Source organism: Luteibacter sp. RCC_6_2 (genome assembly GCF_041360655.1).
GTDB lineage: Bacteria > Pseudomonadota > Gammaproteobacteria > Xanthomonadales > Rhodanobacteraceae > Luteibacter.
On the sequence record NZ_JBFUPQ010000008.1, the window covers coordinates 202,598 to 222,842 of the forward strand.

A 20,245-nucleotide genomic window follows, 5' to 3' on the forward strand; every position below is an offset into this window, starting at 1 on the left:
CGTACCCGCCGTTCGTCAGGCCTGCGGTGTCGCGCCTTCGAAACCGGCCTGGCGCCAGGCTTCGAATACCGCCACGGCGACCGCGTTGGAAAGGTTGAGGCTGCGGTTCCCCGGTCGCATCGGCAGGCGAATGCGCTGGGCTTCCGGGATGCCATCGATCACGTCGTCGGGCAGGCCCGCCGTCTCACATCCGAAAAGGAAGGCATCGTCCTGGGCGAAGGCCACATCGGTATGCAGGTGGCGGCCGCGTGTCGAGAAAGCGAAGACGCGGGGATGGCCGATGGCGGCGAGGCAGGCGTCGAGGTCGTCGTGCACGGCCACTCGGGCGAACTCGTGGTAATCCAGCCCGGCGCGGCGCAATCGGGTGTCGTCCAGCTCGAAGCCAAGCGGTCGCACCAGGTGCAAAGCCGCGCCGGTATTGGCGCACAGGCGAATCACGTTGCCCGTATTGGGCGGTATCTCGGGTCGGAACAGGATGACGTGGGGCATGTCCCCATTATGAGGCCGCGCGAGGGCAGACGATGCCATCGGGCGGCAGCGCGCAAGCGGTCGCCGTCGCGCTGACGGCCGTGCCGACGCTGGCGAGCTGGATGGGGTTGCCGGTGTAGGTCAGCATGTTGCCGAGGATCAGGCCGCAGACGACCAGGGAGGCGACCAGCAGGCTGCGCAGCATCAGGAGTTCGTGTTTCATGGTGTATATGCCTTGATTCATGGTTATTCGAAGGGTTCAGAACATCTGTGCGAGGGTGAGGCCGCAGATCAGCATCGAGGTGACGAGCAGGCTGCGGAGCATCAGCATTTCGTACTTCATGGCGTTCTCCTCATCTGGCGTCGGGTCGAAAGCCACCCGGCTTGGCAGGACTAGTAACGCAAACGCCGTGCCAGTCTTTAAGAGCGCGCAATCAGCTGATTCGCATGAGGTTTGTCAGGTGGGCCTCTGATCCTTTCCTGTCCGCGGACACTGACCACCCGTAAGCGGACACCGTCCGCACCCTGTCCGAGGGCCGATTGCGCCAGGAGGACGGCGCGGGCTAGCCTCACCGGGATCGAGGCCACGAAGGCCCCTGAGGAGCCGTACATGAAGCGTCCCTTCGCCCTGCTTGCCGCAGGGCTGATTTCCCTGGTCGGTGCCGCCACTGCGGCCCCCGCGTCGTCCGACGCGATTCCCGACATCCCCTACACGCGTTTCCAGCTGCCCAACGGCCTCACCGTGGTCGTCCACGAGGACCACAAGGCGCCCGTCGTCGCGGTCAGCATCTGGTACCACGTGGGCTCCGCGGACGAGCCCTCGGGCAAGACCGGGTTCGCCCACTTGTTCGAGCACCTGATGTTCTCCGGATCGGAAAACCGCAAGGGCACCTACTTCCAGCCTTTCGAACGGGCCGGCGCCACCGACATGAACGGCACCACGTGGTTCGATCGCACGAACTACTTCGAAACCGTGCCCACCACGGCGCTCGACATGGCGCTGTGGATGGAATCGGACCGCATGGGTCACCTGCTCGGCGCGATCGGGCAGAAGGAACTGGATACCCAGCGCGGCGTCGTGCAGAACGAGAAGCGGCAGGACGAAAACCGGCCGTATGGCCGCGTGGATGAAAACGTCCTGGTCAATACGTACCCCGCGAACCACCCATATCATCACGACACGATCGGTTCCATGGCGGATCTCGACGCCGCCTCACTGGCCGACGTGAAGAAGTGGTTCCACGATTACTACGGCGCGGCGAACACCACGCTCGTGCTCGCCGGCGACATCACCGTCGCCCAGGCGAAGGCGAAGGCCGAGGAATACTTCGGCGACATTCCGGCTGGGCCGCCGGTGCCGCGCCAACAGCCGTGGATCACGCCGCTGACGACGTCCACGCGTGGCGTCCAGCACGACCAGGTCGCGCAGACGCGCATCGTGCGCACGTGGATCGTGCCGCAGCTGGGCAGCGACGATGCCATCCAGCTCGACCTCGCGACGACCGCGCTCGGCGGCGGCAAGACCTCCCGTCTCTACCAGCGCCTCGTCTACCAGGACAAGCTCGCCGATGACGTCAGCCTGGGCATCGCGCCGTTCGCGCTCGCCAGCCAGGTGCAACTGACCGTCGATGTGAAGAACGGCGTCGATCCGGCGAAGGTCGAGGCCGCGGTGGCCGACGTGTGGAAGGAATTCCTCGCCCACGGCCCCACCGACGACGAACTCGTCCGCGCCAAGGTCGCCAACCGGGCCAGCTTCGTCCGTGGCCTGGAAAAGGTCGGCGGGTCGAGCGGCAAGGCGGTGATCCTGGCCGAGGGCCAGGTGTACCGTGACGATCCGGAGGCCTACAAGAAGGATCTCGCGCGGGCGCAGGCGGCCACCGTGGCCTCCGTGCTTTCCGCCACGAAGACATGGCTGACCAAGGGCGATTACACGCTCACCGTCCTCCCCGCCGCGCCGGGTTTCGATCCTGCCGCGGAAGACAAGGCGGTCACGGCGCTGGGTCCCGCACAGGGACGCCCCGCCGCGGTCACGCCGCCCGCCAAATCGTATGCCGTGGCGAAATCCGCGGTGGATCGCTCCAAGGGCGTCCCGCCGGTCACGAGCTTCCCCGATCTCGTCTTTCCGCAGCTGCAGCGCGGCAAGCTCAAGAACGGGATCGAAGTGGTGCTGGCCGAGCGCCACACGGTGCCGGTCACGCAGGTGCAGTTGCTGTTCGATGCCGGCTATGCGGCCGACCAGGGCCGCAAGCTCGGCACGGCCAGCTTCACGTCCTCCCTGATCGAGGAAAGCACCAAGACGCTGGATTCGGTCGAGGTCGCCCGTCGCAAGGAGCGTCTCGGTGCCTTCGTCAGTTCCAGTTGCTCGCTGGATACCTGTGGGGTGGGTCTCAACGCGCTCAACTCGGAATTGAAGCCGTCGCTCGACCTGTTCGCCGACATCGTCCGCCACCCGGCGTTCAAGTCGGACGATATCGAGCGCGTCCGTGGCCAGTGGTTGGCCGGCATCGCGCAGGAAAAGACCGAACCGACGGGGCTGGCGCTGCGCACGCTTCCGCCGCTGCTCTACGGCAAGGACCATGCCTATGGCATTCCGTTCACCGGCAGCGGTACCGAGAAGGCCATCGCTTCGTTGACGGCGGATGACCTCGCCACCTTCCAGCGTGACTACCTGCGCCCGGACAACGTGCGCATCCTGGTCGCGGGCGACACGACGCTGGCGCAGATCCTGCCCCAGCTCGATGCCGTCTTCGGCGACTGGACGTCACCCGCATCCGCGGTACCGAAGAAAAACATCGGCCAGGTCGCCGCGCAGGCGAAGCCACGCGTGTTCCTGATCAACCGCACCGACGCACCGCAGTCGCTCATCCTCGCCGGTTTGCTCGCTCCCTCCACGAAGGCGAAGAACGCCATCGACCTCGGCATCGCCAACGGCGCGTTCGGCGGCACCTTCACCTCGCGGCTCAACATGAACCTGCGTGAGGAGAAGCGCTGGGCCTATGGCGCCGGAAGCATGCTTTCCGATGCCCAGGGCCAGCGCCCGATGCTGTTCTACGCACCGGTCCAGACCGACAAGACGGCGGAATCGGCCGCGGAAATCCTCAAGGAAGCCAAGGCGGTGATCGGGCCGAAACCATTGACCGACGACGAGATCGCGAAGATCCGCGCCCAGCGTGTCCGTGCCCTCCCGGGTAGCTTCGAGACCACCGGCGCGGTGCTCGGCGCCATGACCGGCATCGTCGTCTACGACCGGCCCGACGATTACGTGCAGACGCTCAAATCACGTATCGAAGGCGTCGATCGCAAGGCGGCGGAGGACGCGCTCGCGGCCGTCATACGGCCCGATGCGCTGACCTGGGTCATCGTCGGCGACCTGCGCAAGATCGAGGCACCCGTGCGTGCGTTGAACCTTGGCGAGGTGCACGTGGTCGATGCCGATGGCAATCCGGTGAAGGCCAGCCACGCCAGCGCTTCGACGGGCAAGGCCCACGGCGCCCCGGCCGCATCGTCGGAAAGTAAGTAAAGCGTCGGCGAGGGCGTGAACGAATCGCGCCCTCGCCGGCATCCGTTAGCATATGCCTCGTCGTTTCCCCGGAGTTCCCCCATGCGCAAAGCCTTCGTCCTTCTCGTTCCTCTCGCCCTCTCGGCCTGTACCTGGGGCATCAAGCTCGACGATGGCGCGCGCAACGTGCGCACCGCCTGGAACGGCGATGTCGGCAGCTGCAAGGAGCAGGGCAAGGTCACGGTGTCGGTCATGAATCGGGTCGGCCCCGTCGACCGCAGCGATCTGAAGGTCCGCGATGAACTCGAAGTGCTGGCTCGCAACGAGGCGGCAAAGATGGGTGCCGACACGATCAAGCCGCTCGCGGAACCCACCGAAGGGTCCCAGCCGTGGGGTGCCTATAGCTGCGGCAGCCGCGCCGTGGAGCCTGCGCGCGGCAACAACACCCAGTCGCCCCCGCCGCAGAACACGGCCCCGCAGGGCGGCTTCGAAACCGTTCCGCTGAAGAACTGATCCGGCGGCGCCACGTGCGCCGTTCCTCATTCCTCGACAGTCGGCTCGTCCTGCGAATACGCCACCTTTCCCTGGCGGAGTGCTTCAACGAGCGACGTGACTTCCCGCACGACCAGCTCCGGCCGGTCCACGTGGATGTAATGGTCGCTGCCTTTCGCGATGATCCGACGGGATAGCGGTGACAGCTGTTTGCTCTCCTCCTGCATCTGGTCCCATACCAGCGAGTTTGCCTTCGCGACATCCGCCGGCCAGTTCGACGGCATGGATGCCGGGTCCCTCGAAAGAATCAAGATGGGCAGGCTAGGGAAGGGACCCACATGATGTGTCTCTTCGCCGGACCGTCGTACGGCGTCGAGTTCCGCTTCGAGCGCGTCGAACTGTGCCGGATCGCAGTTGTTCGCCTGGATGATCGCGCTGTAAGCCTCGAAGCCGACGGGCACGCTGGAGCAATCACCGTGCAAGCGATACCACCCGACGGTCATCAGGAATTTCTGCCAGGGCATCCGGGCCCGTTGGTCGTCCTGGATGGCGACCAGGGACTTCGGTACGCGGTCATCCTGAAGGGGCGTGGCGCCGTCGATGAAAACCAGGGCGGCCAGGTCACTCATGTATTGCCTTGCATAACTACGCAGGTACAGGCCCGATATCGAGTGGCCGATGAGCACGAACGGCTTATCGACACCGATGGCACCGACCAGATCGTGCAGTTGCGCCGCGAGCGTGTCCGCGTCATGCGGCCCCGGCGTCATATGGCTCAGCCCAAAGCCGCTGCGGTCGAATGAACAGACCCGCGTGACTTTCGCCAGCGCCGGCTGAACCTTCAGCCATGTCGTGAAATCGTCGCCCAGGCCGGTGCTCAAGACGATCGCGGGAGACCCTGTCCCGAGACAATAGACGTGCACGTCGTAGCCGCCGACTTTGTATATCTCGCCAGGAGTGTGCGCGGCGGCCCGTTGCTTGCTCAGCGCGAGCCGGTTGTAGGTCGCACCTGCGACAAGGAGCAGCACGGCCAGCGACAAAACCCCACTGGCCGTCATGACGAGGGCCTTGCGCATACGATTCCCCTATAGATGACGCCTCACGCTAATGCCCAGGTCGTCGGTCTGGTCAGTGCGGGAAGTCACGTGGATCGTTGTGCGGCCGGGTATGTCGACGATGCGCCCGACGTGAGGTACGTTTTCGGCAATGTGATCGTTGTCGAGCGTTTCCCCTCAAGGGCTACCAAGCATCTGAGAGGGGAGGGGTGTATTGATCGCCTACCGGGCGTTTTTTCCGGGGGCAACCATCATTGCGCTTCGCAACTTCAAGCAGGCTAATGAAATTATGGAACTTTTTCCGGTCAGTCTTTGGCTTGGAAGTCATTCACACCTGGCGCTGTCGGGTGGTTGCGGCCGCCAGAGAATACCCGTGGGAACTACTTCGTCTAATCTCGCGAGGCGACCAAGAGGTCGTAGGCGCGCGCAGAGCCGGTACTCTTGCGCGACAGGCGGGACAACATTACGGAGGGCTTAGGAATGGCCGGTCGATTCGTTATACGAAAGGGAAGTCAGTACCACTTCGTGCTACAGGCGGGGAACTACGAGACCATTCTCACGGGAGAGACGTATGTCGCCAAGGCTGGTGCACTTAAGGGTATTGAGTCGGTGAAGGTCAATGCACCACTCGACCATAGGTACGACCGCAAGATGGACAGGAGTGGACATCCTTACTTCGTGCTGAAAGCTGCGAATGGAGAGATTATTGGCACGAGTGAAAGCTACTCATCATCGCAGGCCATGGAACACGGGATCACCGCGGTCAAGACGATCGCTCCAGACGCGCCTACGGGAGACGAAAGCTAGTTTTCCCCAGGCGTTTTGATCCTGCCGAAAATAAGTTTCGGATGTGAACCCGCAGCGACTCGCTGCGGGTTCTTTTTTTGCGCTCGCCGTTCAGTTGATCCCTCCGGAACAACAACTACCGCTATTGAATATACACAAATGAACTATATACTTATGAGGTAACCATCGCGGGGTACCTCCCATGCAGCGTTTCGCCCCCACCGAAGCTCGCCTCGATATCACCCGGACAAAATATCCGGAGTTCCCGCGTGGGCCGGCCGTGCTCGTGCGCCTGGTCAAGCATCTCTTCAAGGAGATCAGTGACGAGGCGAACGCGGTGATGCGTCCTTACGGACTCAACCACCCCGAGTACAACATCCTGATGATGTTGTACGGCTCGTCGGACAACAGCCTGCATCCCTCGCAACTGGCCGATGCCGCGGGCGAGAAATCCGCGAACGTCACGCGGCTCACCACCCAGCTTTGTGAAAAGGGTTACATCGCGCGTTCGGGTAACGACGAGGATCGCCGCAAGGTAACGCTGACACTCACCCCGGAAGGCCTCACCCTCATCGAAAGCTTCCTCCCCGATATCGTCACGTTGCTTCACCGGCAGACGCGTAATCTCACCGCGAACGAACAAGGGCAGCTCGAAAGCCTGCTCAAGAAGATGCTGGCCGGGTTCGGGGAATAGACGAGCACGTCATGTCCGCTGCCAATCTTTCAACCAGCGCTCCCGTGACACGACAGGTCGTCGCCGAGACGCTTCGCGAAGAAGCATCGGTATGGTTGTTCGTGGTCAAGACCCTGATCGCGTTCTTCCTTACCGGCTGGATCGCGATGCGCCTGGACCTGCCCGCGCCATCCACGGCGATGTTGACCACGATCATCGTCGCCAACCGGCAAGCCGGCATGGTGCTGGCGAAAAGTTTCTATCGCGCGCTGGGCACGCTGGCCGGCGCCACGGCGGCGGTCGGCATCGTGGCCGCCTTTCCGCAGCAGCGCGACCTCTTCCTCCTGGCCCTTTCCCTGTGGATCGGCCTCTGTGCCGGCGGTGCCACGTTGTATCGCAACTTCAAGTCGTACGCCTTCGTCCTCGGGGGGTACACCGCCGCCATCGTGGCCATTCCGGTCATCGAGAACCCGCCGGGAGTGTTCGATTCGGCCACGGCACGCATCAGCGAAGTGTTGCTCGGCCTGCTGGTCAGCGGCGTCGTCAGCGATGTCGTCTTTCCGAGCCGCATGCGCGATGTGCTGCGTCGTACGGCGCGCGAACAGTTCGCGAATTTCGTCGCCTTCGTCCGCGACAGCACCGGTGGTGCGATTCCGCGCGAGTCCATGGAGAAAGCGCACCTGCGCTTCGTGCGCACGGCCGTTTCGTTGGAGGATCTGCGCAGTTCGGTGATCTTCGAGGACGCCGAGGCACGCGCGCGCAGCAACCACCTGCGTCTCTTCAACCAGCGTTTCATGGCCGCGTCGACCAGCTTCCAGTCGTTGCATCACCTCATCAACCGCCTGAAGCGGGCGCGCCGCGATACGGCGGCGAACCTGCTGATCCGTCTCTATGCTCCCCTGGGCGATGCGCTGGACGCACCCATCGAGGCGGGGGCGGCGGCGCGCGTGCTATTGCCCCGATTGGCAGCCGCGCGCGATACGATGCGCGGCAATGCCGGTGCGTTGCGCGCCACCCTCGACGACGCACAGGATCTGCGCGACTTCGATACCGGTGCCGCGCTGCTGCTTCGCTTCGTCGATGAACTGCATGACTATGTGGACGCGGCGGCGACCTTGCAGACGCCGCGCGTCATCGCCGGTTCGGCCGAGCGCGTTCGATTCGACCGTGGCAACGATTTTCTCGGCGCCGGCATCGCCACCGTTCGCACGACGCTGACCATGCTGGTATTGGGCGCATTCTGGGTCGAGAGCGCATGGCCCATGGGTTCCAGCGCGATGCTGCTCGCGACGATCTTCGCCGGACTCTTCGCCACGACGCCGAACCCCACGAGGGTCACCTGGATGGTGATGCTCGGTTATGTCTCGGGCATGGTCGCGGGTTTCGTCTGTGAGTTCTTCGTGCTGACTCAACTGGATGGATACGGCTTGCTCGTAGTCGGCGTCGCACCCTTCCTCGCCGTGGGCCTGGTCATGATGATGACCCAGCGGTTCGCATCGCATGGACTTGGCTGGGCCATGGGCTTCGCTTACATCCTCGCCCTGAAGAACGTGCAGACCTACGACCCCGCGCATTTCATCAACGATGCGATCGCCCAGGTCATCGGGCTTGGCGCGGCGGCCGTGTCGTTCGTGGTGATTCCTCCGGCGATCGGCAGCGCGTGGTTGCGCCGTCGCCAGCTGGCCCGGCTTCGTGGACAGGTGGCGCTCGCCGCGGAGGCGCCCTTGCCGGGTCTTCGTCATCGCTTCGAGAGCGTCAACCATGATCTCGTGAGCCAGGTGGTCGCGCAGACCGAGCCGGGCAGCGCCGATTCGCGTGCCTTGATCGCGTGGGCGCTGGCGGTGCACGAGACAGGGCGTGCCCTGATCGAACTACGCCACGACATGGCACGCCGGGAGTTGCCGCCCACGTTGCGCCCGTACCTCGAAGAGGCGCTGCGCACCTTGTCGCGGTTCTACGAGAAGCCCGATGCGCCCGGGTATCTGCTGGCGCGCGACGCGGTCGCCACGGCGATCGCCAGTGTCGGTGAACACGACGGCGTCGCGCACCTGCTCGAACACCTGCATCTCGTTCGCATGGCGTTGCTCGACGGCGAATCCGTCCTCGCCGCGTACATGCCCGACGCTCCCCTCAGCAAGGAAATCGTCCATGCCTCGTGAGATCGCACTTGGCGACGCCCTGGTCCCGGGGCTGCTCGTCTTCTTCGTCCTGGCGTTGCTTCTGCTGTGGTTGCTCGACGGGCTGGCCGGCCGCTTCGGCCTGTACCGCCTGGTCTGGCATCCACCGTTGTTCCGCCTCGCTGTCTTCGTCTGTGTCTTCGGCGCCCTGGCGCTGTTCCTGTACTGAGTGATCCCGTCATGAAATTCGCCAGCCTCATCCGTTTCGCCGTGACCGCCGTGGTCGTCGTCTTCGCGGCCTTCGTCGGTCATGCGCTGTGGAAGCACTACATGTATTCCCCGTGGACGCGCGATGGCCGTGTACGCGCGGAGATCGTGCGGATCGCGCCCGACGTCGCGGGTCTCGTCACCGACGTGCGTGTCATCGACAACCAGACGGTGAAGAAGGGCGACCTGCTGTTCGTGGTCGACAAGGCGCGGTACCAGAACGCGGTCGCGCAGGCGCAGGCCAATCTGGCCGCCGCCGAGGCCGCCGCGCGCGCCGCGGGCGCGAACATCAACGCCGCCACGGCCGGTGCACAGCAGAGCCGGTCGAACTACGAAATGTACGAAGCGCAGTCGGAACGCCGGCAAAAGCTGGTCAACAACGTCATCTCCGCCGAGGACAAGGCCAATGCCATGGCCGCCGCCAACGCCGCGCGCGCCGGTTGGCAGCAGGCGCAGGCGAGCACGAAGCAGGCCAGCGCCGCGCAACAGCAGGCGCTGGCCGCCGTGGCCCAGGCGCAGGTGGAACTCGCTTCCGCGCAACTCAACCTCGACCGGACCGAGGTGCGCGCGCCGGTGGATGGCTACGTGACCAACCTCGATGTCCGCGTCGGCGACTACGCCAGCGCCGGTGCGGCACGGCTCGCCCTGATCGACAGCAATTCGTACTGGATCTACGGGTACTTCGAGGAAACGAAGCTGCCCGGCCTGCGTATTGGCGACCCCGTCGACATCCGCCTCATGAGCGGTGGGGTCGACCTGAAGGGTACGGTGGAGAGTGTCGCGCGGGGCATCACCGATGCCGACAACCCGACCGGCAGCGACCTGCTGGCGGATGTGAATCCCACGTTCAACTGGGTTCGCCTGGCCCAGCGCGTGCCGGTGCGTGTGAAGATCGACACCGCACACCTGCCGCCCGGCACGGTGCTGGCGGCCGGCATGACGGCCACGCTCGTGGTGCGCCCCTCCGGTGGCGAGGCGGTCGCGTCTCGCTGAATCCGGACGGCGCTCGTTTCAGGAAACGGCTGGAGCGAGACGCTTCAGCCGCAGCTCCAGCCACTTGTCCACGTCGGGCCACTCGGTGGCGAGGATGCTGTAGCAGACGGTGTCGCGCAGGGAGCCATCCGGCCGCCTCTTGTGGGCGCGCAGGATACCTTCGCGCTTCGCCCCCAGCTTCTCGATCGCCCGCTGCGAATCCTGGTTGTAGGCGTCGGTATGGAACTCCACCGCGACCACGCCCTCGTTCTGGAAGGCGTTCGCCAGCAGCAGGTGCTTGCACGCCGTGTTGACATGGCTGCGCTGCCAGCGCCGCGCATACCAGGTGTAGCCGATGGCCACGCGGTAAGGGTCGGGCGTGATGTCGTAATAGCGCGTGGAGCCGACGATCTCCCCGCTGCCGTTCTCCCGAACGACCCAAGGGGACATCCGCCCTTCATCCTGGCCGCGCAGTGCCGACTCCACGTAGTCGGTCATGCGGCCCGGGGCGGGCACCGAGGTGAACCAGAGGTCCCAGAGGTTGCCGTCGGCGGCGGCGCGTTCGAGCGGGCCGATGTGGGCGAGGGTCAGCGGTTCCAGGGTGACGTAGGCGTTTTCCAGGCGGACGGGGATCATGGATGGCTCAGGCGTCGAGGTCGGGGATCAGCCGGCTTTCGATCCGGGCGATGGCGTCTTTCAGCAGCAACTTGCGCTTTTTCAGGCGGGTGAGCTGAAGCTCGTCGCGGGTGATCGCCGCCGCCAGGTGCTCGATGGCGGCGTCGAGGTCGCGGTGCTCCACCTTGAGCTCGGCGAGGCGCTGGTTGAGTTCTGCTGGGTCCTGAACCTGCATGGCATTGGGCCGGACGGCGAGGGAAGCACCGATTGTAACCCCGGGCGGGCGGGCCCGCAGCGGCTACAATAGGGAACCGCCCCGCCCGAAGCACTCGCCGTACCATGTCCGCCTCCCCTGAAGCCACGCGCAAGCACACCTACGAGACAGGCAAGCTGGCCAAGCGCCTGCGCCGCCAGGTCGGCCAGGCGATCGCCGATTACGGCATGATCGAGGACGGCGACAAGGTGATGGTGTGCCTTTCCGGCGGCAAGGATTCCTACACCTTGCTGGACATGTTGTTGTCCTTGCAGGCGAAGGCGCCGGTCCGCTTCGAACTGATCGCGGTCAACCTCGATCAGAAGCAGCCCGATTTCCCCGAGCACGTGCTGCCGGAATACCTCAAGGCGCGGGGCGTTCCCTTCCACATCATCGAGCAGGACACCTACAGCGTCGTCACCCGGGTCATCCCCCAGGGCAAGACGATGTGCAGCCTCTGCTCACGCATGCGCCGTGGCGCGCTGTACCAGTGGGCGACCGACAACGGCATCACGAGGATCGCGCTCGGCCACCACCGCGACGACATCCTCGGCACCTTCTTCCTGAACATGTTCTACCAGGGCAGCCTGAAGGCGATGCCGCCGAAGCTGCTGTCGGACGATGGGCGCCACGTGGTGATCCGTCCGCTCGCGTATTGCCGCGAAGACGATATCGCAGCCTATGCCGAGGCGCGGGCCTTCCCGATCATTCCCTGCAACCTGTGTGGCTCGCAGGAAAACATGCAGCGCAAGGTGGTCAAGCGCATGCTGGCCGATTGGGAGAAAGCCCATCCCGGCCGCAGCGAAACCATCTTCCGCGCGATGGGCAACATAGCTCCATCGCAATTGACCGATCGAAACCTGTTCGACTTCGCCGCCCTCGGCTCACGCACCGACGCGCCGCGCGCCGACACGCGCGCATGGCTCACGGGTGGCGACGCCGCCGACGACAACGACTGATCATCTCCCTTCACACGCTTCAAGGCCTGCCGATCATGACCCTGTTCTCTTCCGTCGAACTCGCGCCGCGCGATCCGATCCTCGGCCTCAACGAGGCCTTCGGTGCCGATACCCGTACCGACAAGGTGAACCTCGGCGTGGGCGTGTACTACGACGAACACGGACACGTGCCGCTCCTGCGCGCCGTGCGCGAGGCCGAGAAGGCACGGCTGGAAGCCCAGCTGCCGCGCGGCTATCTGCCGATCGACGGCATCGCGTTGTACGACAGCGCCGTGCAGAAACTGTTGTTCGGCGAGACCTCGCCCTTGCTGGCCGAGCGACGCGTGGTCACCGCGCAGGCGCTCGGTGGCACGGGCGCGTTGAAGGTCGGCGCCGACTTCCTGAAGCGGCTGAACCCGTCCGTCCCGGTGGCGATCAGCAATCCGAGCTGGGAAAACCATCGAGCCTTGTTCGAGGGCGCGGGTTTCCAGGTCGTGGAATATCCCTATTACGATGCCGCGACGCATGGCGTCGACGTCGACGCCATGCTCGACGGCCTGGCGAAGCTGCCCACCGGCGCCATCGTCGTGCTGCACGCCTGTTGCCACAATCCCACGGGCGTCGATCTCGGTTCCGACGACTGGAAGCGTGTGATCGCGACGGTCGAGGATCGAGGCCTCGTGCCCTTCCTCGATATCGCCTACCAGGGCTTCGGTGACGGCATCGCGGCGGATGCCGAGGCGGTACGCCTGTTCGCCGGGACGGATATCGCGTTCTTTGTCGCCAGTTCGTTCTCCAAGTCGTTCTCCCTGTATGGCGAACGTGTCGGCGCGCTTTCGATCGTCACCGCGTCGCATGACGAAGCGGTGCGCGTGCAGTCGCAGTTGAAGCGCGTGATCCGTACCAACTACTCCAATCCGCCGACGCACGGCGCCGCGGTGGTGTCCGCCGTCCTCAATCACGACGACCTCCGCGCGACGTGGGAGGCCGAACTAGGCCACATGCGTGAACGCATCCGCACCATGCGCAGCGGCCTGACCGAGCGCCTGGCCAAGGTCGGCGATTTCGCATTCATCGAGCGCCAGCGTGGCATGTTCTCGTACTCCGGGCTGTCGGCGGCGCAGGTGGAGCGCCTTCGCGTGGAATTCGGCATCTACGCCGTGAGCACGGGCCGCATCTGTGTCGCCGCGCTCAACCAGGGCAATATCGATCGCGTGGCCGAAGCTATCGCCCGCGTCGTCTGATCCCCTGACAAAACCCTTTCGCCGGTGGGCGCACAGCGCCCGCCGTGGCCATCCCTTCGCAAGAGATCCGTCGATACATGTTTTTTCGCAACCTGACCCTGTTCCGTTTTTCCGAATCCGTCGCGGCCGACCTGGAGCGCCTCGACGAGGCGCTTCCCGAACACCGGCTGCGCCCGGTCGGGCCCATGGAAATGGCTACCCGTGGTTTCGTCTCACCGCTTGGCCGCAATGAGGAAGGCCTGACCCATAGCGTCGGCCGCAACACGATGGTCACGGTGGGAAGCGAGGATAAGCTCCTGCCGTCCTCGGTCGTGAACGACGAGCTGGCCAACCGCGTGCAGAAGATCGCCGAGGAAGAGGGGCGCAAGGTCGGCGGCCGCGAACGCAAGAAAATCAAGGACGACGTCATGAACGAGCTGCTTCCGCGCGCGTTCGTGCGCAGCTCGCGCATGAAAGCCTATGCGGACAAGAAGAACGGATGGCTGGTCCTGGATACCTCAAGCCGGAAGTCGGCCGAAAACACGCTCAGCCAGGTCCGTGAGGCGCTGGGCAGCTTCCCGGCCGTGCCGCTGGCGCCCGAGGAGTCGCCCCGGATCCTCATGACCCACTGGGTCGCCTCGGGGGAGTTGCCGGCCGGGCTGGCCCTGGGCGACGAGTGCGAACTGCGAGATCCGGCCACGGCGTCGGGCGCCATCGCCCGGTGCCGCCGCCAGGATCTCGACACGGATGAGATTCGTGAGCACCTGCGGACGGGAAAACAGGTCTTCCAGTTGGGACTGGTGTTCGACGACCGCATCTCCTTTGTACTTGGCGAAGACCTGATCCTGCGTAAAATCAAGTTCACCGACGTCGTCCTGGACGAGCAGGCGGACAGCCCTGAATCGGCCGCGGCGGAAATGGACGCGAATTTCTCCCTCATGGCACTCGAATACGAGCGCCTGCTGGGCAAGCTGGAAGAGTGGTTCAAGTTGCCGCGTCCGGACTGACCGGGCGTCGGCGTCGCAGGTAATGATATGGCTTGGTGGGATGTTCGTCGGGATCGACACGAGACTCGCGACATGGCATCGGACGAAGGCGACTGGCTGGAACTGGCAACCCCCACGGGTGGCACCATCCGTGTGCTCAAGGCGGCGCACCCGCGTGCCCGCCGCTTGCGCCTGACAGTCACCCCCAAGGGCGCACGTCTCACCTATCCCAACGGCACGCATACGGCGCAGATGACGGCTTTCCTCCGCCATCACGCCGACTGGCTCGAGCAGAAGCTCGGCGAGTTCAACCTCGATGCCCAGCCCTTGCCGCCGCTACGCGTCGGCGTGCCCACCACCTTTCCCTTCCGCGGCGAGGAGATCACCCTCGACTGGTCGGAAGGGTCCTATCCCCGGGTGGAGCACGAGCCAGGCCTGTTGACCCTGGCCCTTCCGCGGCCGCACACGCGCGCGTTACTCGTCGCTCGCGGCCTGCTGGCCACCTACTTCGAAGCGCAGATCCGCCGCGATGTCTCGCGCTGGCTGCCTGCCTACATCCCGCAGATCAACGCCGCACCCACGGCCTTGCGCATCCGTCCGCTGAAGAGCCTGTGGGGCAGCCTGGACACGCGGGACAGGATCAACCTCGATCTCGCCCTGGCGTTGGCGCCACCCGCCGCGCTGCGCTACGTGCTCGTGCATGAGCTTTGCCATCTCAAGGTGCGCAACCACTCGCCGAAGTTCTGGCATTGGGTGGAGAGCGTGTTCCCCGATTACGGGGAACAGCGCGCCTGGCTGCGTGCGAACGGTAGCGGGCTGAAGATGCAGTTGGACAGGCTTATCGCGGACGTGGCCGATTAGGCTGCGGCGAGTCCGTATCGCCGACAGGATCGGCTCCCACCACGGCGCCGTCAGTGGGCGAGTGCGAAGCCCGTGATGATGCGCGCGGTTTCTTCCGGCTTCTCGAGCATCGGCATGTGGTTGCAGCCGTTCAATATGGTGGCGCCGATGGATGGTGAACTCTTCAGGCCGCCGCGCAGCGTATCCAGCGCCGAGACATCGATGATCTTGTCCTCGCGACACCAGAGGCCCAGGACGGGCATGGGCAGCTTGCCGATCACGGGATCGAGCGCGAACGCCTGCGCCGGTTGCTTCAGCTGGTTGAAGGTACGTTCGATGAACGCGTGGTCTTTCTGGTTGCGCGCGACCAGCGCATCTTCCAGGCGGCCGGGGATGTGCGGCGGCGTGAGGAAGATTCGTGCCAGCAACGCTTCCAGCCCGGCGCGGTCGCTGTAGAGGAACGGATTCGCTCCCGCCTTCACTTCGCGGGTGAAATCGTTGTCCTTGAAGGTCAACCCCAGCGAACTCATCAGGACGAGGCTGGCGACACGTTCCGGGTGCTGTTCCGCATAGATGCCGGCGATCGCGCCGCCCATCGACTGTCCGACCAGTAGAAAACGTTGCGCGCCGACGGCCGCCGCAAAAGCTTCCAGGCGTGCCGCCTGCGCGGGAATGCCGTAATCGCCGCCTTCGTTGCGCGACGATTCGCCCCAGCCGGGCAGGTCGGGAATGACGACGTGGAAATGGTCGGTCAGGCCCTTGGCCATTTCCAGCCAGGTCTCCTTGTTCGCGGCGAAACCGTGCAGGAGGACGATCGTGGGGCCGTCACCGCCTTCGTAGTACGACCAGGTGGTATCGCCGGCGACGATGGTTTTCTTCTCGACATGCGACGCCATGGCCAGGCGTGCCGCGTCGGCCTTGAGCAGCAACGAAGGGGCGAACAGGTAGACGAGCCCCGCGCCGATGCCGAGTACCAGCGCCACCACGACGAGGAACTTGAGCCGGCGCAGCAGCAGGCGCTGCCAGAGCGGGCGGCTATCGGAGGAAGCGGAAATCGGGGTCTTGGCCATGGAATGGGGAGCCTGGAACGGAGGACGCCCCGCAAGATGCGGGGCGTCGCGGAAGGATGCAAGTCTCGCGGCCGGAATGGACCGCAAGTTCGTGCGTTATTTCTTCTTCGACGTGCCGGCGAGAATGCGTTCCACGGCCTGCTGCGTCATCGGATGGTAGCCACCCTTCGCCTTGGCGTAGGTCTGCTTGGCGAAGGCGAGGCCTTCCGGGGTGCGGGCGAAGGCGCGATAGACCGGCGTGGTGAGGTACAGCCGGCCGATCCGGGTCATGTGTTCGGCGGCGGCCGTCCACACGTCCTTGTCGCCGGCGGCGATGGCGTGCGCATACCAGCGCATGCCGATCTCGGCGTTCGGCGTGCCCGTGAGGTGCCACGCGGTGTCGATGTCCTTGATCCGCGCCAACGGCGTGACGTCGGGCAGGCGATCGAGGAAGTACATCCATTCCTGGGTATTCCAGCTTTTCGCGTCGAGTTTGGCGGCGTCGAGCGTGCCCGCGAGGAAGGCTTCACGTTGTTTGTCGATGCTGTCGAAGCGGGGCGATGACGGCAGCGGCGCGTCCTTCGGAATGCCCGGTTGCCAGACCCAGGCGCGGGCTTCGGCTTCGCTCATCTTGCCCGGGTATTTGTCCAGCAGGTTGGTCTTGAGATAGGCGAACATCGTATCGGTGTCGATGCTCTGGAAGGCGAAATGGGCGAAGTAGCCTTTAAGGTAGGCATCGAAGTTGTCGCGGCCGAAACGCTGTTCCAGCGTACGCAGGAACCACGAGCCCTTGTCGTACGCAACCGATGACAGGGCATCGTCCGCGTCCGTGCCGCGAGGGTCGGGCGTGAGCTTCTGCGCGTTCAGGGGCATGTGGCCGATGGTTTTCTGCAGTTCGCGTGCGGACAGCAGTGCTTCCTCGTCGGCAAGCGCCTTGCCGTAGACGGCTTCGGTGATCCGCCCTTGCACGTAAGTCGTGAATCCTTCATTCAACCAGCCATCGCGCCAGGCGGCGTTGGTGACGAGGTTGCCCGACCAGGAATGCGCCAGTTCGTGCGATACCAGTGAGACGAGGCTCTTGTCGCCGACCAGGACGGTGGGCGTGGCGAAGGTCATGTTCGGGTTTTCCATGCCACCGAACGGGAACGACGGCGGAAGCACGAGGATGTCGTAGCGCCCCCATGCATAAGGCCCATAGAGCTTCTCGGTGGTCTCGATCAGCTTCTCGGTGTCCTCGAATTCATGTGCCGCCTTGTCGACCACGCCTGGCTCCGCATAGACGGCGCTGCGCGGGCCTGTCTCCTTCACCGCGATGTCGCCGGCGGCGATCGCGAGCAGGTACGAGGGAATGGGGTGGGGCTGGTCGAAGGCGAAGTCGCCGTCGAGCGGATGTTTCGCGTCGTTGATCGCGCTCATGACCACGCGGACATTCTTCGGTGCACTGATGTGGGCGTCGTAGGTGATGCGGATCGCGGGCGAATCCTGCAGCGGTACCCATGAGCGCGCATGGATCGATTCCGACTGCGAGAACATGAAGGGAAGCTTCTTGCTGGCCGTCTGTTCCGGCGCGAGCCATTGCAGGCCCGACGCTTCCGGCACCGTCGCATAGGCGATACGCACGCTCACGGGATGAGCGGGGGCTTCGACGGTGAGCTTCGAGCCCAGTTCCTTGTCGCGTGGGGCCAGCGCGAACTTCAGCGGCGTGGCCTTGCCCGAGGCGTCCAGGGCCTCGACCCCGGCGATCTTCAGGTCGCGCGTATCGAGTACGAGGTCCTTCGCCTTGGCATTCTTCCAATCGAGCTTCAGCGTGGCGGTGCCAGCAAGCACACGCTTGTCGAAATCCAGCTTGAGGTCGAGGTCCAGATGGGTGACGAGCACCGCGTCCGGCTGCGCATAGGAATGCGGATCGGAGGCGAGGGCCGCGGCGGGAAACACCATGGCGAAGGCGACGACGGGAAGCAGGCGCATAGGGCATTCCGGTGGAAGGAAGCCGGAAGTATGCCACTCCCGGCCCTGGTCCCGGGCCCATTCGCGGCGATTGTCGCGCCGTGCTACAGCTTGTAGGCGCGATGGATGGCGACGATGCCGTTGCTGAGGTTGCGCACTTCCACGTGCCCGAAACCGGCGTTGAGCATCATGCCCTTCAGGGTTTCCTGGTCGGGATGCTTGCGGATCGATTCGGCGAGGTACTGGTAGCTATCCGCATCGTTGGCGAACAGACGGCCAAGGCGCGGCAGGATCTTGAAGGAATGGACGTCGTAGAGCTTCGACAGGACCGGGCTTCGCACCTTGGAAAACTCCAGCACGAGGGCACGCCCGCCAGGCTTGAGGATGCGATGCATGTCCGCGAGTGCCTTGTCCTTGTCGGTGACGTTGCGCAGGCCGAAGGCGATCGTGACGGCATCGAAGCTGTTGTCGGGGAAGGGCAACATCTCGGCGTTCATCTGCGCCCAACGCAGTCCGGCCACGAGACCGCGATCGGTAAGCCGGTCACGGCCCACGCCGAGCATGGCGGCGTTGATATCGCCGACCACCACTTCGCCCTCGTCACCCACGACGGGCTTGAGCAGGGCGGCGATGTCGCCAGTGCCGCCGGCGAGATCCAGCACGCGGTCGCCCCGGCGCACGCCGCTCACGGCGACGAAGTGCCGCTTCCACAAGCGATGGATGCCGAACGACATGAGGTCGTTCATGAGGTCGTAGTTGCGTGCCACCGACGTGAACACCTGGCCGACGAGCTTTTGCTTGTCGGCCAGGGGTACGTCGCGGAAGCCGAAGTGGGTGGTTTTCTCGTTTTCCATGCCGCGCATGGTACTCCCGTTCACCCTGCTCCGGCAGGCGCCTGTCAGGGCGCTTCGTTGGGTAGTTTCGAAATCACTTCATGCTGGTGCCGATGGAACCTGACACGGGTTCCCTCCGGCGCACGCATGACATAGTGCCCCGCCGGCCCATCTTGCCGAATCAACAGGTCGGCCTGTGGGGTCCTGCTCCTTTCGCTCACCGTGAGCATGGTTCTGGGGTGAATACGCACGGCGAACATGTCTCCTCGGGCCGCCTGGACTCCACTGGCCGCGCGGATCTCCTCGATCGGCGCGGTGGGTGGGACGGTAGTGAGGCGAAGACCGCTCATTCGTCCATCGACGCGTTCAGTGCGAATGTTCGCCCAGTAGGGATCGAATCCATGGTTCCCCGCCGCCCTGGGGCGTTCGAGCGAACTGTTCTTGAAGGGCTTGCTGCCGTAATACCAAAGCTCATCGGGAACCTCCGCCAGCGTCGTGAGGCGATAGCCTGCAGGTATCCAGGTGGGGGTGGGTATACGCGGGACAATCATGTCGTGGCTGATGTTTGGCCCTGGGTGCGCCGGCTGTGTTTCCGCCAATGCGCGATTGCGTGCGTACGCGCGGGCGGTCGCTTCGTTCCAGCGCAGGCGCTGTGCCGCGGTTACATTGATGGCTGGAACGTTTTCAGTCAGTTCGCGGCGCATTTGCGTGCGGATGAGGTCGCGCTCGAAGGGGTCGGGAAAGGTGCGTTCGAACTCGTCGAGGTATTCATTGAAGATGTCGGCCTGGCGCCCCTGGGCGGCGGGAGCGCCGCGGCCGGAGCCGCCACGCAGTCCGATGGGGTTGTAGGCCCAGGAGCCATCGCGGGCGCGGTGGATGGCGGGTCCGCGGAAGGCGGGATTGCCGCCGGGCCGGCTGAGGCGCCAGGTGCCGATGTGGGGGTCGTGGCGGACGCCGTAGAGCTGACCGTGGTGCTCGATGTAGGAGCGGCCCTGGAGGGTGAAGATGCCCTGGTCGTTGGGCGGGGAGGTCTTGCGCACGCCCTTGGCGAGGTAGCTGGGTTCGAAGACGACGGCGGGCTGGACGGCGGGGCGGGCCTCGACGAGGCGGCCGGCGAAGCGGACGCGAGCGCCGAGGATGGCGCGTGCCAGGGGGGCGGAGCCGAGGGCCTGGACGGGCGCGGCGGCGGCGAGGGAGGCGTTGTAGAAGTCGGCGAAGTCGACGACGGCCTG

At 64.9% G+C, this 20,245-nt stretch carries 20 protein-coding genes; 11 read left to right on the top strand and 9 right to left on the bottom strand.

Translation table 11 applies throughout. The features are described from left to right. Positions 1–15: 15 nt before the first annotated feature. Positions 16–489: a tRNA (cytidine(34)-2'-O)-methyltransferase gene (locus tag AB6730_RS11170; RefSeq protein WP_371023675.1), complete on the bottom strand. Its 474-nt coding sequence runs from the start codon at positions 487–489 to the stop codon at positions 16–18. A gap of 7 nt (positions 490–496) precedes the next feature. Further along, complete coding sequence (locus AB6730_RS11175) at positions 497–691, bottom strand: hypothetical protein (RefSeq protein WP_371023676.1); 195 nt, start codon at positions 689–691, stop codon at positions 497–499. Between the two features lie 387 nt (positions 692–1,078). On the opposite strand from AB6730_RS11175, the gene AB6730_RS11180 reads away from it, so the two are divergent. Next, positions 1,079–3,988, top strand: coding sequence for a M16 family metallopeptidase (locus AB6730_RS11180; RefSeq protein ID WP_371023677.1), 2,910 nt, complete (start codon positions 1,079–1,081; stop codon positions 3,986–3,988). An 81-nt stretch (positions 3,989–4,069) separates the two neighbouring features. Further along, on the top strand, positions 4,070–4,480 hold the full coding sequence (locus tag AB6730_RS11185; RefSeq protein ID WP_371023678.1) for a DUF4156 domain-containing protein: 411 nt from the start codon (positions 4,070–4,072) through the stop codon (positions 4,478–4,480). A 26-nt stretch (positions 4,481–4,506) separates the two neighbouring features. Here AB6730_RS11185 and AB6730_RS11190 read toward each other — a convergent pair whose 3' ends face one another. Beyond that, positions 4,507–5,535 (bottom strand): alpha/beta fold hydrolase, encoded by a 1,029-nt coding sequence (locus tag AB6730_RS11190; RefSeq protein WP_371023679.1) that lies wholly within the window; start codon positions 5,533–5,535, stop codon positions 4,507–4,509. Positions 5,536–5,994: 459 nt separating this feature from the next. Here AB6730_RS11190 and AB6730_RS11195 point away from each other — a divergent pair, with 459 nt between their 5' ends. The 5 genes from AB6730_RS11195 (at position 5,995) to AB6730_RS11215 (ending at position 10,350) form a co-directional block, all read left to right on the top strand. Further along, positions 5,995–6,321, top strand: a complete 327-nt coding sequence (locus tag AB6730_RS11195) for a YegP family protein (RefSeq protein ID WP_371023680.1) — start codon at positions 5,995–5,997, stop codon at positions 6,319–6,321. A gap of 181 nt (positions 6,322–6,502) precedes the next feature. Beyond that, complete coding sequence (locus AB6730_RS11200; RefSeq protein WP_371023681.1) at positions 6,503–6,994, top strand: MarR family winged helix-turn-helix transcriptional regulator; 492 nt, start codon at positions 6,503–6,505, stop codon at positions 6,992–6,994. 11 nt (positions 6,995–7,005) lie between these two features. Beyond that, positions 7,006–9,132: an FUSC family protein gene (locus AB6730_RS11205; RefSeq protein WP_371023682.1), complete on the top strand. Its 2,127-nt coding sequence runs from the start codon at positions 7,006–7,008 to the stop codon at positions 9,130–9,132. Next, entirely contained in the window at positions 9,122–9,319 is a 198-nt protein-coding gene (locus AB6730_RS11210; protein WP_371023683.1) for a DUF1656 domain-containing protein, read from the top strand. The genes AB6730_RS11205 and AB6730_RS11210 overlap by 11 nt, the downstream gene beginning before the upstream one ends. 11 nt (positions 9,320–9,330) lie before the next feature. Next, positions 9,331–10,350, top strand: coding sequence for a biotin/lipoyl-binding protein (locus tag AB6730_RS11215; RefSeq protein WP_371023684.1), 1,020 nt, complete (start codon positions 9,331–9,333; stop codon positions 10,348–10,350). 18 nt (positions 10,351–10,368) lie between these two features. Here the strand turns inward: AB6730_RS11215 and AB6730_RS11220 are convergent, their stop codons facing one another. Beyond that, entirely contained in the window at positions 10,369–10,965 is a 597-nt protein-coding gene (locus AB6730_RS11220; protein ID WP_371023685.1) for a GNAT family N-acetyltransferase, read from the bottom strand. A gap of 7 nt (positions 10,966–10,972) precedes the next feature. Further along, the gene (locus tag AB6730_RS11225) at positions 10,973–11,179 is read right to left on the bottom strand and encodes a YdcH family protein (protein ID WP_371023686.1); all 207 of its coding nucleotides are present in this window, start codon (positions 11,177–11,179) and stop codon (positions 10,973–10,975) included. Positions 11,180–11,283: 104 nt separating this feature from the next. Between AB6730_RS11225 and ttcA the strand changes: the two genes are divergently transcribed. The 4 genes from ttcA (at position 11,284) to AB6730_RS11245 (ending at position 15,205) form a co-directional block, all read left to right on the top strand. Then, positions 11,284–12,156, top strand: a complete 873-nt coding sequence (gene ttcA / locus AB6730_RS11230) for a tRNA 2-thiocytidine(32) synthetase TtcA (protein ID WP_371023687.1) — start codon at positions 11,284–11,286, stop codon at positions 12,154–12,156. Between the two features lie 35 nt (positions 12,157–12,191). After that, the gene (locus AB6730_RS11235) at positions 12,192–13,379 is read left to right on the top strand and encodes an amino acid aminotransferase (protein ID WP_371023688.1); all 1,188 of its coding nucleotides are present in this window, start codon (positions 12,192–12,194) and stop codon (positions 13,377–13,379) included. 77 nt (positions 13,380–13,456) lie between these two features. Further along, positions 13,457–14,365, top strand: a complete 909-nt coding sequence (locus AB6730_RS11240) for a recombination-associated protein RdgC (protein ID WP_371023689.1) — start codon at positions 13,457–13,459, stop codon at positions 14,363–14,365. A 72-nt stretch (positions 14,366–14,437) separates the two neighbouring features. Continuing rightward, on the top strand, positions 14,438–15,205 hold the full coding sequence (locus AB6730_RS11245) for a M48 family metallopeptidase (RefSeq protein WP_371023690.1): 768 nt from the start codon (positions 14,438–14,440) through the stop codon (positions 15,203–15,205). A gap of 50 nt (positions 15,206–15,255) precedes the next feature. On the opposite strand, the gene AB6730_RS11250 is transcribed toward AB6730_RS11245, so the two are convergent. The 4 genes from AB6730_RS11250 to AB6730_RS11265 form a co-directional block, all read right to left on the bottom strand. Beyond that, positions 15,256–16,254 carry an alpha/beta fold hydrolase gene (locus tag AB6730_RS11250; RefSeq protein ID WP_371023691.1) on the bottom strand — a complete coding sequence of 333 codons (999 nt, stop codon included), beginning with the start codon at positions 16,252–16,254 and terminating at the stop codon, positions 15,256–15,258. 96 nt (positions 16,255–16,350) lie between these two features. Next, positions 16,351–18,201, bottom strand: a complete 1,851-nt coding sequence (locus tag AB6730_RS11255) for a M1 family metallopeptidase (RefSeq protein ID WP_371023692.1) — start codon at positions 18,199–18,201, stop codon at positions 16,351–16,353. A gap of 83 nt (positions 18,202–18,284) precedes the next feature. After that, on the bottom strand, positions 18,285–19,034 hold the full coding sequence (ubiE, locus tag AB6730_RS11260; protein WP_371023703.1) for a bifunctional demethylmenaquinone methyltransferase/2-methoxy-6-polyprenyl-1,4-benzoquinol methylase UbiE: 750 nt from the start codon (positions 19,032–19,034) through the stop codon (positions 18,285–18,287). A 44-nt stretch (positions 19,035–19,078) separates the two neighbouring features. Next, positions 19,079–20,245: hypothetical protein (locus tag AB6730_RS11265; RefSeq protein ID WP_371023693.1), on the bottom strand; the 1,167-nt coding region annotated here is incomplete at its 5' end.

Coding starts and splice junctions, on each gene's coding strand:
- AB6730_RS11190 (WP_371023679.1), bottom strand. CDS start 5,535: ATGCGCAAGGCCCTCGTCATGACGGCCAGTGGGGTTTTGTCGCTGGCC.
- AB6730_RS11250 (WP_371023691.1), bottom strand. CDS start 16,254: ATGGCCAAGACCCCGATTTCCGCTTCCTCCGATAGCCGCCCGCTCTGG.
- AB6730_RS11240 (WP_371023689.1), top strand. CDS start 13,457: ATGTTTTTTCGCAACCTGACCCTGTTCCGTTTTTCCGAATCCGTCGCG.
- AB6730_RS11245 (WP_371023690.1), top strand. CDS start 14,438: ATGGCATCGGACGAAGGCGACTGGCTGGAACTGGCAACCCCCACGGGT.
- ubiE (WP_371023703.1), bottom strand. CDS start 19,034: ATGGAAAACGAGAAAACCACCCACTTCGGCTTCCGCGACGTACCCCTG.
- AB6730_RS11210 (WP_371023683.1), top strand. CDS start 9,122: ATGCCTCGTGAGATCGCACTTGGCGACGCCCTGGTCCCGGGGCTGCTC.
- AB6730_RS11185 (WP_371023678.1), top strand. CDS start 4,070: ATGCGCAAAGCCTTCGTCCTTCTCGTTCCTCTCGCCCTCTCGGCCTGT.
- AB6730_RS11175 (WP_371023676.1), bottom strand. CDS start 691: ATGAAACACGAACTCCTGATGCTGCGCAGCCTGCTGGTCGCCTCCCTG.
- AB6730_RS11180 (WP_371023677.1), top strand. CDS start 1,079: ATGAAGCGTCCCTTCGCCCTGCTTGCCGCAGGGCTGATTTCCCTGGTC.
- AB6730_RS11215 (WP_371023684.1), top strand. CDS start 9,331: ATGAAATTCGCCAGCCTCATCCGTTTCGCCGTGACCGCCGTGGTCGTC.
- AB6730_RS11220 (WP_371023685.1), bottom strand. CDS start 10,965: ATGATCCCCGTCCGCCTGGAAAACGCCTACGTCACCCTGGAACCGCTG.
- AB6730_RS11225 (WP_371023686.1), bottom strand. CDS start 11,179: ATGCAGGTTCAGGACCCAGCAGAACTCAACCAGCGCCTCGCCGAGCTC.
- AB6730_RS11170 (WP_371023675.1), bottom strand. CDS start 489: ATGCCCCACGTCATCCTGTTCCGACCCGAGATACCGCCCAATACGGGC.
- AB6730_RS11205 (WP_371023682.1), top strand. CDS start 7,006: ATGTCCGCTGCCAATCTTTCAACCAGCGCTCCCGTGACACGACAGGTC.
- AB6730_RS11195 (WP_371023680.1), top strand. CDS start 5,995: ATGGCCGGTCGATTCGTTATACGAAAGGGAAGTCAGTACCACTTCGTG.
- ttcA (WP_371023687.1), top strand. CDS start 11,284: ATGTCCGCCTCCCCTGAAGCCACGCGCAAGCACACCTACGAGACAGGC.
- AB6730_RS11200 (WP_371023681.1), top strand. CDS start 6,503: ATGCAGCGTTTCGCCCCCACCGAAGCTCGCCTCGATATCACCCGGACA.
- AB6730_RS11255 (WP_371023692.1), bottom strand. CDS start 18,201: ATGCGCCTGCTTCCCGTCGTCGCCTTCGCCATGGTGTTTCCCGCCGCG.
- AB6730_RS11235 (WP_371023688.1), top strand. CDS start 12,192: ATGACCCTGTTCTCTTCCGTCGAACTCGCGCCGCGCGATCCGATCCTC.